Genomic DNA, 16,673 nt, shown 5'->3' with positions numbered 1-16,673 from the left:
ATTTTATTTATGTGTTAACTTTTTTAGAGCATTTAGCACATGCTTTTTATCCCATTTAGTTTCCATGCATAAGAAATCTATATCTTCTTCTGAAAGCTCCTTATCTAAAATTTGTGGTAATAAATTTTTAATATACGACTCTTTTAAACTGCTCATATCCATTTCTTTTACAAATAATTTACATGGTTCATTGGGAAGTATAATATTTTTTCCCGGTATCTCATCCTTGGGATCCCCTATTTCTATCTTTATTCCATTTTTTTTGGCAAAGGATAGTTGGGGCAATATATGTTTACCCGCACCGGTATATTCTGTTTCCTGCACCACGATAATATCATCATTTCCATATTGTTGAGATAGCACAAAGGCTGCAGCTAAAGATGTATTTCCAGCAGGGCCTCTTTCTAGTCCTTCTATTTGAGCTAAAAGTTCTGTCATGTAAAAAACTTCTCCTTGAGGCACTGTTACATACCTATCCATATATCGTAAGGGTCTCGCTGCACTTCTTGGTACATCTGATCTATCAGGGTTAACAATAAATGGCACTCCAAAACCTGTATGCCCTGTGGTAAAAGATTTTCTATTAAAATCCTTATCCGATGCCATATGAAGTCCGGATAAATCCACTGACGCACCTATGACTTCTGTGTCTAAAGCACCTGCTTTTATAAGACCTCTAGCGGTACCTGTTACATTTCCTCCACCAGCGTGAGTTACCACCACCGCCACAGGATCTTTCTGAAACTTTTCTCTGCATTGTTCTGCAATCTCATAGCCTAAGGTTTCTACTCCAGCAATACCATAAACTGAATATAAAGATGCATTATAATAACCAGTTTCCTCTAATATTTTTAAGTATGCATAAAACAATTCTGGTCCCAAAGTAAGCCTTATAACTTCCGCTCCAAAGCCTTCACATTTTCTAGCCTTTTCTAGTATTTCTGGTTGTCCTATCATTCTAGAATCAAAAGCTTCCTGAACTATAATACACTTAAGCCCTCGCATGGCAGCTTGTGAAGCTACCGCTGCGCCATAATTACCTGAGGTTGCAGAAGCTACCCCTTTATATCCTTTTTTCATGGCATCATAAACAGCCAAGGCAGCTCGTCTATCTTTAAAACTTCCTGAAGGGTTACAGCTTTCATCCTTTAACATTATTCTTGCTGCACAGCCGTTTTTAGAAACTTTTCTAGCCAATGCTGTAATATTCTTAAGCTCCAGCATAGGAGTATCAGAAACTCCTACCTCTTTTTGTATTTCTTTTATTTCATTAAGGCTGTAATTAATATCTCTCATCATTTTTTCATAATTAAATGCTAGGGTATCAATTTCATATTTAGAATAATCCGTTCCTAAGGACTTTAATAATATTTCTTGCTTTCTATTCATTAACTCTTCATACTTATTCATATTTTCACCTGCATTATATTAATTTCCTAATAGTGATCTAGCTTGTATTCCTATATACATAATTTCAGGTATAAAATCACCAAAGCCATGATCATAACTTGGATTGACCTTACATATCATTCCTTTAACAATTCTTCCAGTTAAGGTGATTATTTCAGCTTCTTCTCCTAGAAGACTGTCCCGCAACAGAAAACCTTTACAAAGCATTTTCAAATCCGTACCTTTTGTATCCATGGGTATATTATTGGCTCTCTCTTTACTAGTTAGCACAATTTTTTCTATCTCTACCCAAGTATCCTTATATATGTTCACAGTTATTTCACCCCTTGGCAATTATAATAATGAACTTGATCTTCAAAACTATTTTCAATTCCATGAGGCAATGGAAGGTCTATCATTGTTTTTAATCCAGCTGATGCACTTATTACTTGAGGTATCATATTTACTGCCAGTGCTATAGTGCCTATTCCCCCTGGGGTTTCTGGTAAAATGGATAATGATAGTTTAGGATCTCCTAAGATTTCTATATAGTCTCCGGTTTTAATATTTTCTAACTCAGGCAACACCTGTTGAGGGTGTTCCATAGTAATTAGTACTTCTCCCTTATACTTTCCATATGCAATATGTCTACAGCCAGCTACCATTCCAGGTTTAACTTCAGCGTAGGGTGTTTTCCTATAGGTTTTAGATATAATGGGTTCTCTCAGTTCTTCTATGTCATCAATGGTTATTCCTAAGGCTTTAGCTACTAAAGGTATGGATTGTTTAAATCCTATATGACCAACTATACTTCCATCTTCTAGTCCCTCATAAAACTCTTTTTCACTTAAGCCCACCCCTTGAGTTTTCATTACGGTAGTGCCAAAGGGGGATAAGTCATTTATCCTTACCGCCTTAATCTTTTCTATCTTCCTACACGCTGCTGAAAGAACCACTACTAGAGTATCTAAAACAAATCCTGGATTTACTCCAGTGCCTAGCAAAGTTACATCATTTTCTTTTGCTATGTCATTCATTTTATCTGAAATCTCTTGGTTAATGGTATAAGGATACGCCATTTCTTCTGCAATAGTAATACAATTCTTTTTTGATTTAAGTATGAACTCAATATATGGATATACTTTTTCTAGGAAAGAATCTATGGCTAATAAAACCACGTCTGCCTCAGTATTCATTATGGTGTTTTCAAAATCATCTCTTATTATAACTTCTGAATATTTATTAATACCAAGTACATCCTTTAAAGACTTTCCTTTTTTCTCAGTGCTGGCATCTATGGCTGCCACTATGTCTATCCCCTGTTTTTCCGCTATCATCCTTGCCATTCCAGAACCCATAGCTCCTAATCCGCACATAATTACTTTTATACTCATAAAATAACCCCCTTTTTCTTTATTTATTAAGCAAATTCCATGCCATAATATTTCAGCTTTTTTGCTATTAAAACCTGTCATTACAGTAAATAAAAAAATACCCTGCAAATTATTTTGCTAGGTATTTTTTTATTTACATAATATGCCTATATACTTATATTTTACCGCAAGTTTTTTTGCCTTTATGCTCAATATTTTGCATAGGCATTATTTAAATATAAATATTTATAAATAATATTTTTTAATTTTATATTGCAAGTTTTGCCTGCTTACTTGTAATTCTTTAGAGGATTTAGAAATATTATAATCATTCTTAATAAGAATCTTTTCAATAATGCTTTTTTCTATACTTTCTAGGTAACTTTGCAGTGATATGTTTTTGAATTCTTTCAGCTCTACATTAATATTATTGGTATCATTATTAATGGGGTCTATAACTATATTGTTCTTTTCTTCAGACATTATACAAGCAGATTCTATGATGTTTCTTAATTCTCGTATATTACCTGGAAAGTTATAGTTTAATAGTTTTTTTATAGAGGTTTCATCTATGGACTTAATATCCCTTCCAAAAGATTTATTATATTGATAAATAAAATATTTTATTAATGTGGGGATATCTTCTTTTCGTTCCCTTAAAGGCGGTACATCTATTTTTACAACGCTAAGCCTGTAAAAAAGATCTTTTCTAAGTTTTCCTTCCATCATCAGTTTTTCAGGATCTTCATTTAATGCAGCAATTACTCTAATATCCACTTCAATTTCTTCTTCTGAACCTACTGGTCTTAGAAAACCTTCCTGTAAAACTCTTAAAAGCTTTGACTGTAGATAAGTATCCATAGAACTTATTTCATCTAAAAATACAGTTCCTCCTTGAGCCTTTGAAAATAATCCTTGCTTATCTTCTGCTCCTGTAAAGCTTCCTTTAACGGTACCAAATAATGTACTTTCTAATAAAGAACTTGGTATTGCAGCACAATTTATAGCAACAAAAGGCTTGTCTCTCCTTATACCATCGTAATGAATACTCTGTGCAAAAAGTTCCTTACCGCTACCCGTTTCCCCTGTAATTAGTACTGAGGCTTTACTATTACTGGCTTTTTTTGCTTTTTCTATTAGGTTTAGCATAGCTTTATTATTAGTTATAATATCATTAAATCTGTAGCCTTTAACTTCTTTATTATTTATATTTTGTAAGGCATTTATTTTGTCACTCAGCTCTTTTAATTGTGTCATGTCTTTAGCTATTTCTATAGCCGCTATGATTTCTTTGTTATTATAAACTGGTACTGTAGTATTTATAGTGGTTACATCTTTCCCATAAAATACATTATATTTTTGAATTACATCTGTAAATTTTTTTCTGTATTTTAAAGAATTCATTAAAGTAGAAGATCTTTCTTCTATATTGCTAATTTCACTTACCTTCTTACCTAAAACCTCACTTCTTTTTACCCCTTCGATCCTTTCCATAGCACTATTATAATATATTGTCTTGCCTTCACTATCAACAATGTGTATCCCTTGACTTAACGTAGAAATGAGAGTTTCAAGAATTTTTTCGCTTTCTCCCATAATTGCACCCCATTATAATACCCTTATTTATTAAATAAGACGGCATAAAGCCGTCTTGTAATTAGTAAAGAGGATGTTTGCTACAAAGTTTTAACACTCTGTCTCTTGCTTCTTGTAAATTATTCTCTCTATTTTCTGCGGCAAAATTTATTAATGACGCAATTTCTTTCATGTCTTCTTTATCAAAACCTCTTGTGGTAACAGCTGGTGTGCCAATTCTAATTCCGCTGGTTACAAATGGACTTAGGGTTTCAAAAGGCACTGTGTTTTTGTTTACTGTAATTCCTATACTGTCAAGTATATGTTCCATCTCTTTACCAGTAATATTTTTATTGGTTAAATCTACTAATAATAAGTGATTGTCTGTACCTCCACTCACTAGATTAAAACCATATTTATTAAGTTCTTCTTCTAAAACCTTGGCATTATCTAAAACTCTTTGCATGTATTCCTTAAAGGATTCTTCCATGGCCTCTTTAAAGCAAACGGCTTTTCCAGCTATCACATGCATAAGAGGTCCTCCTTGCATACCAGGGAAGATGGTCTTATCTATAATCTTTGCATATTTTTCCTTGCATAATATAGCTCCACCTCTTGGTCCTCTTAACGTTTTATGAGTAGTAGTGGTAACAAAATCCGCATAAGGAACAGGTGATGGATGTAATCCTGCAGCAACCAAACCTGCAATATGTGCCATATCCACCATTAAATAAGCCCCTACCTCATCTGCAATGTCTCTAAATTTTTTAAAATCTATAATTCTTGAATAAGCACTTGCTCCTGCTACTATTAGCTTGGGTTTATTCTTAATGGCAGCTTCTCTAACTATATCATAATCTATGGTACCTGTTTCTTTTGATACACCATAAGACACAAACTTAAATAGCTTACCAGAGAAGTTAACTGGGCTTCCATGAGTTAAATGCCCTCCATGAGTAAGGTCCATACCTAATACCGTATCGCCAGGTTCTAATACTGCAAAATAAACAGCCATATTAGCTTGAGAACCTGAATGCGGTTGAACGTTTGCATGTTCAGCATTAAATAATTTTTTCATTCTATTTCTTGCAAGATCTTCTACCTTATCAACTACTTCACATCCACCATAATATCTCTTTGAAGGATATCCTTCTGCATATTTATTTGTAAGAGGAGAACCTACAGCTTCCATAACCGCCTTGCTAGTAAAATTCTCTGAAGCTATTAGTTCGATATTATTTTTCTGTCTATTCATTTCTTCTTCAATGAAATGAAATATTTCACCGTCTGATGATTGAAGATTTAAAAAATTCATACTATACACCTCTTCCGTCATAATATTATAATTTAATTATAGATACTAAATCAATTTAGTTCAATGCTATTTCAAGTTATCTTCATATTTGTTAGTATAATTTCATAAAATGCTAACATTTGACGAAATTTTATTCAAATTATAGGTGTAAAATGTTATAATACATCAGTACTATATTTTATAATTCTTTGCAGTATTTTGAGATTAAAGGAGATTTTGAAATGGAGCAACATTCTATAGTTCAATTAGCAGCTGAAGCAGGTAAAATTATACTAGAAAATGGTGGAGAAACCTATAGAGTTGAAGAAACCATTAACCGTATATGCCAAGCTTACGAAGTGAAATTTGCAGAGAGCTTTGTAACACCTACTGGTATTATGGTTTCCGCTTACACCTCAGAAGGAGAAAATATATCTATTATCAGAAGAATTAATAAGCGTACTGTAGATTTGGAAAAAATCTCTCGTGTGAATGAACTATCAAGAAACATTACCAGCTGTAAGCTTTCTCCTGAAGAATTTACATTAAAATTAAAAGAAATTAATGCCTCTCCTAGATATAATCTTTTTACCACTTTATTTTTTTCAGGTATAGCGGCCTTATTTTTCACATTATTATTTGGTGGAAGTATAAAGGATTCTTTTGTTTCTTTTTTGATAGGAATTATAATTAAATTTATTACTATATTTTCTGGTGATTTAGAAATTAATGATTTCTTTGTAAATATATTAGGTGGTGCAATAGCTGCAGTCATTGCATTACTTTTTGTACAACTTGGAATAGGAAAAAACGTAGACAAGATAATTATAGGTTCTATTATGCTTCTTGTTCCAGGAATAGCTATAACTAATGCCATTAGGGATACCATAGCAGGTGATCTATTAGCAGGGCTATCAAGGGCTACGGAAGCTTTTTTAATAGCTATTGGTATAGCTTTAGGTAGTGGTGTGGTTCTCAGTTTATGGTTTAGTTACACAGGAGGTGCATACTAATGCTTTTAAACTGCTTTTATTCCTTTTGCGCTTCCTTAGGATTTGGAATAATTTTCAACATTAGAGGTAAAAACTTATTTTTTGCATCTTTAGGTGGTGCTCTAAGTTGGTTTGTTTATAGTTTTGCATTAGAAAATGGTGTTAACAATATATCATCCCTTCTTATGTCTGGGTTAGTATTTAGTATTTATTCAGAGATAATGGCAAGGCTATCTAAAACCCCAGTGACAACTTATACAATTTGCGCACTTATTCCATTAGTGCCTGGCGGAGGTATGTATTATACTATGTACGAAGTTGTACAAGGAGATATAAATAAAGCATTAGTAACTAGCATTCATACTTTGGCTAATGCTGGTTCACTAGCAATAGGAATATTGCTGGTATCTTCTATAATGAGGTTAATAAAAAGCTTAAAGATTAAATATAAATAAAGCTTGCTAAAAAGCAAGCTTTATTTATATTATTTTATTTAATAAAGGTATTTAAAGTATCTATTAACTGTTCGAGTCCCTCTTCTTGTTCACTACCTTTTTCTATGCCTATACAGTTCCTAGCATAGTTTTCTATGAGTAATCCTCCCACCTTATTTATGGCAGCGCGTATAGCTGAAATCTGTATGAGAACATCCTTACAACACACCTGTTTTTCTACCATGTTATGAATGCCTTTTACTTGACCTTCTATCCTTCTTAATCTAATTAATAGATTCTTTTGAAGTTCTTCTGTAATATCTGAGTTCTCTACTTTTATGGTATCTATGTTTTTATCAGTCATTTGTTTCACTCCTTTATACCTATACCCCGTATATTACTTGTATTCTATCACGATACTGTGGAAATATCAATGACTTGTTATATATTATGTGTTATGGTTAATAAAATATAAAAAACAGTGAGATAGTAATATATATTATCTCACTGTTTTTTTAGGGTATGACATTTTTATTTTTTATTTTTTACATTTATAGAAATTCCTAATTCATTTAATTGCTTTTCATCTACTATATTTGGAGCATCGGTTAAATAACAAAATGCATTTTGATTCTTAGGGAAGGCTATTACATCTTTAATATTGTCTGTACCTGCTAAGAACATAATCATACGATCGAATCCAAAAGCAAGTCCTCCATGTGGTGGTGGTCCAAACTTAAAGGCTTCCAGTAAAAATCCAAATCTTTCCCAAGCAGATTCATTAGAAAACCCTAGTACGCTAAACATTTTTTCTTGAAGAGCTGTATCATGAATTCTTATACTTCCTCCACCTAACTCTTCTCCATTTAACACCATGTCATAAGCTTTTGCTCTGACTCTTCCGGGTTCACTTTCAAGGTATGATATATCTTCGTCCATGGGAGCTGTAAATGGATGATGAGCTGCAAAATATCTTCCTTCTTCTTCATCATATTCAAGTAAAGGAAATTCTGTAATCCAAACAAAATTAAATTCATCATTACCTTTAAGGATTTCTTGCTTCTTTGCAATTTCTAATCTTAAAGCACCTAAGGATTGTAATACCACACTATTTTTATCAGCTACTATAAGTATCAAGTCTCCCACTTCTGCTTCAGAAGATTTTATTATATTATTCATTTCTGCTTCAGTTAAAAATTTAGCTATAGGTGATTTTATCTCCTCTTCTTTACAAGCTATCCATGCTAGGCCTTTTGCTTTATAGGTTTTAACAAACTCTCCTAGCCTATCTATATCTTTTCTTCCCATGGAAGCACCAGATTTTACTGTAATAGCTCTTACAGATCCGCCATTATTTATAGCATCTGTAAATACTTTAAAACCGCAGTTTAAAACATCAGAAGAAATATTTTTAATTTCCATTCCAAATCTTAAATCAGGCTTATCACTTCCATACTTATCCATAGCATCTTTGTATGTCATCCTTTTAAAAGGAGTTTTTATCTCTTTATTCAAAACTGATTTAAACACGTGTGATACAAGCTTTTCATTTAGCTCTATCACATCATCCTGCTCAACAAAGGATAGCTCAATATCCACCTGGGTAAACTCCGGTTGTCTATTTGCTCTTAAATCTTCATCCCTAAAACACTTAACAATTTGAAAGTATCTATCAAAGCCTGATACCATCAATAATTGTTTAAATAACTGTGGTGATTGAGGAAGTGCATAAAACATTCCTGGATAATTTCTACTAGGAACAAGATAATCCCTAGCCCCTTCAGGTGTACTCTTAGTGAGCATAGGTGTTTCCACTTCTAAAAATCCATTATCATCTAAGAAGTCACGTATGGCTTTGGCAGTTTTATGCCTAATCATAAATATGTTTTGCATATCTGGCCTTCTTAAATCTAAATATCTATATTTTAATCTAATATTTTCAGCGGCATCTAAATCTTCTTTAATGTATATTGGTGGTGTTTCGGATTCTGAAAGTATCTTTATACTTTCTCCCTTAAGTTCCACCATACCTGTAGGCATATTAGGATTAACTGATTCCCTATGCACCAGCTCCCCTGTTACAGCTATACAAAATTCTGGTTTTACATTATCTGCTTTAATAAAGGCTTCATTATTTATAGCTTCACCAAAAACCACTTGAAGAATTCCAGTTCTATCTCTTAAATCAATAAATAATAATCCTCCAAGATTTCTCTTTCTTTGAACCCAGCCCATAACGGTAAACTTAGTACCAATATGAGATTCCCTAAGTTCCCCACACATTATATTACGCTTTAATCCCTCTAAGGCTTCACCCATATGTATTCCTCCTGATTAAATAATTTATTCATTGAGATAAATCTCAATTAAATATGTGAATAAAGACTATCTAATAGCTTTATTTTACCTTCTATCATTTTATCTATGTTTTCTGTATACTGCCTTATATCTTTTAGATTTGCAAATCTTTCTATTCTGTTTTCTTCTTTAAAAACCACCTTAGATATCCCATCTGCACCCAAGGCAATAATTGTTTGTTTTTCTTCAATCATCTCTATATTATAGATACATTCTTTACCTTTAATAGTATACCCCACATTTTCCATATTACCAACCATATTTTTTTGCCTATACATGTAATATGGAATCATATTAAGCTCTTTTGATAAATTTCTTGTTTCTCCATACATGAAGTTCAATTCGCTTTGCTTTGGTATATTAAATTTATCATTTAGAATAATCCTTTCATGAAGGGCTGAACCACGCTTAATGGACATTCCATGTACCGTTATACTTTCTGGTTTAAGTTTTTTTATTTCACTGCAGGTATGCTTAATTTCTTCTATGCCTTCTCCAGGGAGTCCTACTATAATATCCATGTTAATATTATTAAAGTTTAGTTCTCTGGCGATTTTAAATATATCTTTTATATCCTTAGAATTATGATTTCTTCCTATTTTTTTAAGTGTATCGTCATTCATGGTCTGAGGATTTATACTTATCCTATTAACATTGTATTTTTTCATAGTAATAAGCTTATTTTCTGTTATACTATCCGGTCTTCCACATTCAACTGTAAATTCTCCTATATTTTTATCAAGTAAAAAGTTCTCATAAATGACACTCATAATATATTCAAATTGCTTTTCATCCACTGAAGTAGGAGTTCCACCACCAAAATATACTGTTTCTATGGTTAGTTTATGCTTTGTTATATAGTTATTAATAGCTATAATTTCCTTCTTCAATGCATCTAAATAAGGAACAACTTGAGATTTACAAGAAGCTATAGGATTTGATGCAAAAGAACAGTATGCACATCTTGTAGGACAAAACGGCATACCTATGTATACACTTATCTTATTCTCATCTTTATTTATGAAGCTACTTTCATTTTTTGCTACTTCTATGCATAAACTAGCTTTTTCTCTATCTGCTAAATAAATCTCATTAAAATATGATATTATTTTTTCTTCTTCATATCCCTTATTTAACATTTCCCAAGCTATCTTACTTGGTCTTATACCTATTAAAGTACCCCAAGGATGGTGGTTATTGGTTTCTTCAGTTAAAAACTCAAAAACTACCTTCTTCAAATAGTTTTTTATACCCATACCTTGAAAATCAGTGTAGGTTTTATCCTTACCATCATGACTTATGGAAACTTTATCATGAGAAACATTGATGACATATCCATATATATCTTGGTTAAATATTATTTCATGAAAAGAATAAAATATATTAAACATTTGATAAATATCATATCTATAATTTAAATCATTAAGTAAAATATTTATTTTCATAATTTCTCCATTTAATTAATAAAAGGATTAGTTAATTTCTCTTGATATATACTGGTAGCAGGACCATGTCCAGGATACACTACTAGATTATCCCCTAAAGGAATTAACTTTTCTATGATACTTTTAATTATTGTATCATAGTCTCCACCTTCAAAATCAGTTCTTCCTATAGAACCTGAAAATAAAGTATCTCCAGTAAATAAGCCCTCACCTATTAAAAAACTAAGCCCTCCTGGGGTATGACCGGGAGTTTCAATGCACTTAACTTCTATGGAACCAAATTTTATCACTTCATTATCTTTAATATAAACCTTGTCAACATCTTTAATATTTCCAAAGACATAAGAACCTTTTTCCATTAGCTCTACATCTTTTTCGCTTATATATGCCTTAACATTATATTGTTCACATATAGGTTTAAGAGCTCCTACATGATCTATATGCCCATGAGTCAAAAGCACCGCTTTAATTTGTAGTTCTTTTTCTAAAATGGCATTAATAATGTCATCTTCATCCCCACCTGGATCTATTACTATGGCTTCTTTAGTATTTTCGTCTGCTATTATATAACAGTTAGCAGCATAAATACCTGCTGGAATTCTCTTTATTAGCATTGTAACACCTCACCTTAAAAAGTTTTTTTACTTTCCAATAACACCGTTACAGGACCATCATTTACTATCATTACGTCCATTTCTGCTCCAAAGACTCCTGTTTCTACCTTTAGGCCTTCCTCTTTGCAATGCTGTACAAAAGAATCATAAAGCTTTTCTGCATCTTCTCCCCCTAAAGCATCCATAAAATTGGGTCTTCTACCCTTTCTACAATCACCATATAATGTAAATTGAGAAATTATTATTAATTCCCCCTCTACATCTTTAAGAGATAAGTTCATTTTTCCTTGCAAATCCTCAAATATTCTAAGATTTATAATCTTATCTTTAAGATATATGATATCTTCTTCTTTATCCTCTTTTGCTATACCTAGTAACACATTGAGTCCCTTAGCAATGCTGCCTACTACCTTACCATCCACTGTAACGCTGGACTCTTTTACTCTTTGCACCACAGCCCTCATATTAATTCAGCCCCCATCCTAATTATGCATTCTATAAACTTCCATCACTCCATTTAGCCTTCTAATCTTTCTCATAATATCTCTAAGTTGATCTACAGAATTAATCCTTAATTTAATATTAATTGAAGCGATATTTTGTCTTAAAGACTTAGCATTTAAGGCTTCAAGATGAAAATTGGATTCCGATATTATTTCCATTACCTCGGATAACAGCCCTGCTCTGTCTTCTGCCTTAACTTGAATTTCGGAAATATATTCTTCTCCTTTTCCATTTCCCCAGCTTACATCCACAAGTTTATGTTTTTCCTCTATAGGTAAGTTTTTCATATTAGCACAATCCGCACGATGTACTGAAATTCCCCTACCCTTTGTTATAAAACCAACAACTTCGTCACCAGGTACTGGGCTGCAACATTTGGCATATCTAACCATAATGTTATCTAACCCTTTTACAGTTACTCCTACATTATTAGGTTTATTTTGATAGGTTTTACTTATTTGCTCTTCTATAGACTTATGAATTTCTTCATTAGTGGGAGCTTTATCAATGATGGAGGACTCCTTAAGCTTTGATACCACCACAGAGGCTATAAGCATACCAGTTCCAACTGCCGCATACACATCTTCATTATTGTGAAGATTGTACCTCTTTAGAATTTTATCATAAGCTTCACCTTTAGCAATTTCGGAAAAGTTTACCCCTTGTTTTTTAGATTCCTTTTCCAGCATTTCTTTGCCTTTAACGATATTTTCATCTCTCTTGGCCTTTTTGTACCATGCTCTTATTTTACTCTTTGCCTGATTACTTTTAACTATATTAAGCCAATCTAAATTAGGCCCTTTAGCTACAGTAGCAGTAAGTATTTCTACTATATCTCCTGTCTTAAGCTTATGATCTAAGGTGACCATCTTTCCATTTACCTTTGCACCAATGCATCTATTCCCTATATCTGTATGTATCCTATAAGCAAAATCTATAGGAGTTGCTTCATTAGGTAAATTTATAACTACACCTTTAGGAGTAAACACAAATATTTCATCAGAAAACAAATCGATCTTAAAGGCTTCCATGAACTCTTCAGCATCGGAAGTTTCCTTTTGCCATTCTAAAATATCTCTAAGCCATGTTAACTTATTAGCAAAATCCCCTTCTTTATCCTCTGCAGATGCCTCCTTGTATTTCCAGTGAGCAGCAATACCATATTCAGCTGTTCTATGCATTTCAAAGGTTCTTATTTGAATCTCAAAAGTCTTACCTTGAGGTCCTATTACTGTGGTATGCAAGGATTGATACATATTGGGCTTAGGCATGGCTATATAATCTTTAAATCTACCTGGTATAGGTTTATATATTGTATGTACAATTCCTAAAGCAGCATAGCAATCCTTTACTGAATCCACCAGCAATCTAATAGCAGTAAGATCAAATATCTGTTCTATGCTTTTATTTTTATTTACCATTTTCCTATAAATACTGTAAAAATGTTTAGGTCTTCCCTCTATATCAGCCTCAATGCCGGCACTTAATAACTTTTCATTTAAATCTTTTATAATAGCAGAAATATATGCTTCTCTTTCAATTCTCTTTTCTGCTATTTTAGATACTAAATCATAATATTCTTGTGTGTTTAAATATCTTAAAGCTAAATCCTCTAACTCCCACTTTATCTTTGACATACCTAGTCTATGGGCTAAAGGTGCATAAATATCTAAAGTTTCCTTTGCCTTTTCTTTTTGCTTTTCAGCAGGCATATACTTTAAGGTTCTAAGATTATGAAGTCTATCAGCTAATTTAATAATTATTACTCTAATATCCTGAGCCATGGCAAGAAGCATCTTTCTTACATTATCAGCTTGTTGTTCTTCTTTTGTTTTGTATTTAATCTTGCCTAATTTAGTTACTCCATCTACTAAGTTAGCGACTTCTTCATTAAATTCATTTTTTATTTCTTCATAAGAGTAGTTTGTATCCTCAATAACATCATGGAGAAGCCCCGCAGCTATAGTATTAGAATCCATCCCCATTTCAGCCAATATACAAGCTACTTCTAAAGGATGCATAATATACGGCTCGCCGGATTCCCTTTTTTGGTCTTTATGTGCATCTTTCGCTAAATTATATGCTTTTTCTATTAATTCTTTATCTACTTTATAATCATTTTTATCTATAATTTCCATGAGTTTTTCCAACATAGGACTACTCTCCTCTAAAAGAAATATGCAAATTTATATCTACTTAAGTAAAATCAATGGCTGGTTTACACCAGCCAAATTTTATTTTTATTATATAATATAAAACTTTATTTTTCAATTAAATTTAAATATTGTATTGTACTAATGACATAATGTCATATTTACCTAATTTATCTCTTCCTTTAAGGTCGGTAAGTTCTATGGCAAATCCCATAGAAACAACTTCTCCTCCCATTTGCTCGACAAGTTTAGCCACTGCGCCTATTGTTCCTCCTGTGGCTAAAAGGTCATCCACTATGGCTACTCTTTGGCCAGGTTTTATGGAGTCTTTATGAATTTCTAAGCAGTCCTTACCATATTCCAGGTCATATTCTACTTTAACGGTGTCATAGGGCAATTTGCCTTTTTTTCTCACAGGAACAAATCCTATTCCCATGGCATAGGCTACTGGTACTCCAAAAATAAACCCTCTAGCTTCTGGTCCTACTATTACATCTATGTTTTTATCCTCTAAATAAGCTGCTAAATCATCTACAGCTTTTTTTAGTCCTTCTCCATCTTGTATTAAAGTTGTAATATCCTTGAAACTGATACCTTCTTTGGGAAATCCATCAATAATTCTTATTTTACTTTTATAATCCATTTTAAAGCCTCCATTTTAAATATATGTAATTATTTTTATGACACTATGTTTTTAACTTCCATAGCAAGATACTTTGCAATCTGTTCTGCCCTATATTCATCATTAGTGGTTAGAAGTTCCACCACGATTCTTGCGTTATCCATCCTCCCCACCACATTAACGGTAGGAGTTAGTACTTTTATAAGTTCTTTTATTTCCCTCTCGGAATAATTATCTTTTATATTAAGATTCATAAGAGCTCTTAATCCATAATTATTGGTAACATTAAGATATTTTAATGCTTCTTTAAATATAACTTTATTTTCCCCTACTATGGAGACTTTAGCAGCATAACCACCTAAAAGAACTAAATCAATATATTTATTTATACTTTTCATGTTATAGTAAATAGCTAAAGCTTGAGTAAGTTTAAAAGCAACACCACTGGCAGATAGATTTTTATATCTATAGCTACAATCCTTCTGATTAGGGTTAATAGTAATAAATTCACTCTTATATAAATCATTTTTATAATCAGTAACTATAACATCAATGTTTAAATTTCTACATAGATCTTCCTGTTCTTTATCTACCAAGCTGCACCCAACTGTAATAACCAGTGCAGTACCAAGAAATTTAATATGATTAGTTATTATATCCGAGTCTACATAATAATTAGAACTTTGTTCTTCTGGTAAATAATATTCCACATCAGCATTTAAATACTTTAACACTAAAAGAAGTAATGAAATACCACATATTCCATCCACATCACAAGATCCGTAGATGACTATCTTTTCTCTTTCATTTATTGCTTTCACTACTCTTTCTAAGGCTTTATTCATATTTTTTAATAAAAAGGGATTATAGCCTGAAATATAGTTTGCCCTATAAATGCTCTGCCAAATTTTATGCATTTTAAACTCCTCCAAAATAATAGAAAACAACTATATTATAAAGTAAAATACCCTTTTTGACAAATAAATTTAAATAAAAACAACATAAACCTTCAAAGTGACTTGAAGGTTTATGAATTAGTTAATATTTAAGCTACTTTTGCATTTACTTTTTTATTTTTCTTTTTAAGCAAAACCCAAATTGGGCTAGCTATAAAAATTGATGAATAAGTACCAGTAGCTATACCTATGATTAGTGGGAATGAGAAATCTCTAACTGTAGGTACAAATATATAAACCGCTACTATGGTAATAAGCGTAGTTAAACTGGTGTTTATGGAACGTCTCATAGTTTGAGTTATACTGATATTTGCTACCTCTTCTATGGATTTCCTTCTCATATTTTTTTGATTTTCTCTTATTCTATCAAAGATAACAATGGTATCATTGATAGAATATCCAATTATGGTTAATATAGCTGCAATAAATGGGGAGTTAACTGGTATTTGGAAAATAGCATAAACGCTTAAGGTTATGAGCACGTCATGAACCAAGGCAAGTATGGCTGCTGCTCCAAACTTAAATTCAAATCTTAGTCCTACATATAAAAGCATGAAAGCCACGGCCACCAGTAAAGCTATATATGCTTTATTAGTGGATTCTTTTCCTATAGAACTTCCAATATAGTCTTGAGATTCAATGAATTTCTCATTTAAGTTATATTTTTGTTTTAATTCTTCTAACATCTTTTTAGAATTTTCATCAGTTAAACTGTTGCTTTTAATTTCAATTTTTGTATTTTCAATTTTATTAGTTAAGGCACTTGTATCATATTTTTTAATTATTTCATCCACTTCAGGTTTTTGAAAATCTTTTCCCATTTCTATAACCAGCTGAGTACCACCTTTAAAGTCAATACCGAAGTTAAGACCTTTAGTTGCAATAAACCCCATGCCTATTAATATAACAATCAAAGAAGCACTAAACCAAAGCTTAGTTTTTTCTATTATCTTTAGCACTTTAA

16 protein-coding genes are annotated in these 16,673 nt (G+C 32.1%); 2 read left to right on the top strand and 14 right to left on the bottom strand.

Annotation, left to right across the window (positions count from 1 at the left end; all coding sequences use genetic code 11):
* Nucleotides 1–3: 3 nt before the first annotated feature.
* The 5 genes from ortB to BUA82_RS03455 all read right to left on the bottom strand — a co-directional run bounded on the left by ortB (nt 4) and on the right by BUA82_RS03455 (nt 5,652).
* The gene (gene ortB / locus BUA82_RS03475) at nt 4–1,410 is read right to left on the bottom strand and encodes a 2-amino-4-oxopentanoate thiolase subunit OrtB (protein ID WP_073004682.1); all 1,407 of its coding nucleotides are present in this window, start codon (nt 1,408–1,410) and stop codon (nt 4–6) included.
* 18 nt (nt 1,411–1,428) lie between these two features.
* Nucleotides 1,429–1,722, bottom strand: a complete 294-nt coding sequence (ortA, locus tag BUA82_RS03470) for a 2-amino-4-oxopentanoate thiolase subunit OrtA (RefSeq protein ID WP_073004680.1) — start codon at nt 1,720–1,722, stop codon at nt 1,429–1,431.
* A gap of 2 nt (nt 1,723–1,724) precedes the next feature.
* Nucleotides 1,725–2,783, bottom strand: coding sequence for a 2,4-diaminopentanoate dehydrogenase (gene ord / locus BUA82_RS03465; RefSeq protein WP_073004678.1), 1,059 nt, complete (start codon nt 2,781–2,783; stop codon nt 1,725–1,727).
* Between the two features lie 225 nt (nt 2,784–3,008).
* Entirely contained in the window at nt 3,009–4,358 is a 1,350-nt protein-coding gene (locus tag BUA82_RS03460) for a sigma-54 interaction domain-containing protein (protein ID WP_073004676.1), read from the bottom strand.
* Between the two features lie 61 nt (nt 4,359–4,419).
* A complete protein-coding gene (locus BUA82_RS03455; RefSeq protein WP_073004674.1) occupies nt 4,420–5,652 on the bottom strand; it encodes a serine hydroxymethyltransferase in 1,233 nt (410 codons plus the stop codon).
* 221 nt (nt 5,653–5,873) lie between these two features.
* On the opposite strand from BUA82_RS03455, the gene BUA82_RS03450 reads away from it, so the two are divergent.
* Complete coding sequence (locus BUA82_RS03450) at nt 5,874–6,644, top strand: threonine/serine exporter family protein (protein WP_073004672.1); 771 nt, start codon at nt 5,874–5,876, stop codon at nt 6,642–6,644.
* Nucleotides 6,644–7,078: a threonine/serine exporter family protein gene (locus BUA82_RS03445; RefSeq protein WP_073004670.1), complete on the top strand. Its 435-nt coding sequence runs from the start codon at nt 6,644–6,646 to the stop codon at nt 7,076–7,078. Before BUA82_RS03450 ends, BUA82_RS03445 begins: the two co-directional genes overlap by 1 nt.
* A 34-nt stretch (nt 7,079–7,112) precedes the next feature.
* On the opposite strand, the gene BUA82_RS03440 is transcribed toward BUA82_RS03445, so the two are convergent.
* The 9 genes from BUA82_RS03440 to secF form a co-directional block, all read right to left on the bottom strand.
* Nucleotides 7,113–7,421, bottom strand: coding sequence for a metal-sensitive transcriptional regulator (locus tag BUA82_RS03440; protein ID WP_073004668.1), 309 nt, complete (start codon nt 7,419–7,421; stop codon nt 7,113–7,115).
* 167 nt (nt 7,422–7,588) lie between these two features.
* Nucleotides 7,589–9,376 (bottom strand): aspartate--tRNA ligase, encoded by a 1,788-nt coding sequence (aspS, locus tag BUA82_RS03435; RefSeq protein ID WP_073004665.1) that lies wholly within the window; start codon nt 9,374–9,376, stop codon nt 7,589–7,591.
* Between the two features lie 47 nt (nt 9,377–9,423).
* Nucleotides 9,424–10,860 carry a coproporphyrinogen III oxidase gene (locus BUA82_RS03430; RefSeq protein ID WP_073004662.1) on the bottom strand — a complete coding sequence of 479 codons (1,437 nt, stop codon included), beginning with the start codon at nt 10,858–10,860 and terminating at the stop codon, nt 9,424–9,426.
* An 11-nt stretch (nt 10,861–10,871) separates the two neighbouring features.
* Nucleotides 10,872–11,474, bottom strand: a complete 603-nt coding sequence (locus BUA82_RS03425; RefSeq protein WP_073004660.1) for an MBL fold metallo-hydrolase — start codon at nt 11,472–11,474, stop codon at nt 10,872–10,874.
* 14 nt (nt 11,475–11,488) lie between these two features.
* Entirely contained in the window at nt 11,489–11,938 is a 450-nt protein-coding gene (gene dtd, locus BUA82_RS03420; protein WP_073004658.1) for a D-aminoacyl-tRNA deacylase, read from the bottom strand.
* Between the two features lie 18 nt (nt 11,939–11,956).
* A complete protein-coding gene (locus tag BUA82_RS03415) occupies nt 11,957–14,131 on the bottom strand; it encodes a RelA/SpoT family protein (protein ID WP_073004656.1) in 2,175 nt (724 codons plus the stop codon).
* Between the two features lie 124 nt (nt 14,132–14,255).
* Nucleotides 14,256–14,774, bottom strand: a complete 519-nt coding sequence (locus BUA82_RS03410; protein WP_073004654.1) for an adenine phosphoribosyltransferase — start codon at nt 14,772–14,774, stop codon at nt 14,256–14,258.
* A 35-nt stretch (nt 14,775–14,809) separates the two neighbouring features.
* Nucleotides 14,810–15,670 (bottom strand): DHH family phosphoesterase, encoded by an 861-nt coding sequence (locus BUA82_RS03405; RefSeq protein ID WP_073004652.1) that lies wholly within the window; start codon nt 15,668–15,670, stop codon nt 14,810–14,812.
* A gap of 128 nt (nt 15,671–15,798) precedes the next feature.
* A complete protein-coding gene (gene secF / locus BUA82_RS03400; RefSeq protein ID WP_073004650.1) occupies nt 15,799–16,668 on the bottom strand; it encodes a protein translocase subunit SecF in 870 nt (289 codons plus the stop codon).
* Nucleotides 16,669–16,673 lie beyond the last annotated feature (5 nt).

This window comes from Clostridium amylolyticum (assembly GCF_900142075.1).
Lineage (GTDB): Bacteria > Bacillota > Clostridia > Clostridiales > Clostridiaceae > Clostridium_AA > Clostridium_AA amylolyticum.
This window is presented reverse-complemented; position numbering and strand designations above follow the sequence as displayed.

What these genes read in the sequence shown, in the direction of transcription:
- BUA82_RS03440 (WP_073004668.1), bottom strand. Translation starts at nt 7,421, where the DNA reads ATGACTGATAAAAACATAGATACCATAAAAGTAGAGAACTCAGATATT.
- BUA82_RS03425 (WP_073004660.1), bottom strand. Translation starts at nt 11,474, where the DNA reads ATGCTAATAAAGAGAATTCCAGCAGGTATTTATGCTGCTAACTGTTAT.
- BUA82_RS03445 (WP_073004670.1), top strand. Translation starts at nt 6,644, where the DNA reads ATGCTTTTAAACTGCTTTTATTCCTTTTGCGCTTCCTTAGGATTTGGA.
- BUA82_RS03460 (WP_073004676.1), bottom strand. Translation starts at nt 4,358, where the DNA reads ATGGGAGAAAGCGAAAAAATTCTTGAAACTCTCATTTCTACGTTAAGT.
- aspS (WP_073004665.1), bottom strand. Translation starts at nt 9,376, where the DNA reads ATGGGTGAAGCCTTAGAGGGATTAAAGCGTAATATAATGTGTGGGGAA.
- BUA82_RS03415 (WP_073004656.1), bottom strand. Translation starts at nt 14,131, where the DNA reads ATGTTGGAAAAACTCATGGAAATTATAGATAAAAATGATTATAAAGTA.
- BUA82_RS03450 (WP_073004672.1), top strand. Translation starts at nt 5,874, where the DNA reads ATGGAGCAACATTCTATAGTTCAATTAGCAGCTGAAGCAGGTAAAATT.
- dtd (WP_073004658.1), bottom strand. Translation starts at nt 11,938, where the DNA reads ATGAGGGCTGTGGTGCAAAGAGTAAAAGAGTCCAGCGTTACAGTGGAT.
- ord (WP_073004678.1), bottom strand. Translation starts at nt 2,783, where the DNA reads ATGAGTATAAAAGTAATTATGTGCGGATTAGGAGCTATGGGTTCTGGA.
- BUA82_RS03410 (WP_073004654.1), bottom strand. Translation starts at nt 14,774, where the DNA reads ATGGATTATAAAAGTAAAATAAGAATTATTGATGGATTTCCCAAAGAA.
- BUA82_RS03455 (WP_073004674.1), bottom strand. Translation starts at nt 5,652, where the DNA reads ATGAATTTTTTAAATCTTCAATCATCAGACGGTGAAATATTTCATTTC.
- BUA82_RS03430 (WP_073004662.1), bottom strand. Translation starts at nt 10,860, where the DNA reads ATGAAAATAAATATTTTACTTAATGATTTAAATTATAGATATGATATT.
- ortB (WP_073004682.1), bottom strand. Translation starts at nt 1,410, where the DNA reads ATGAATAAGTATGAAGAGTTAATGAATAGAAAGCAAGAAATATTATTA.
- BUA82_RS03405 (WP_073004652.1), bottom strand. Translation starts at nt 15,670, where the DNA reads ATGCATAAAATTTGGCAGAGCATTTATAGGGCAAACTATATTTCAGGC.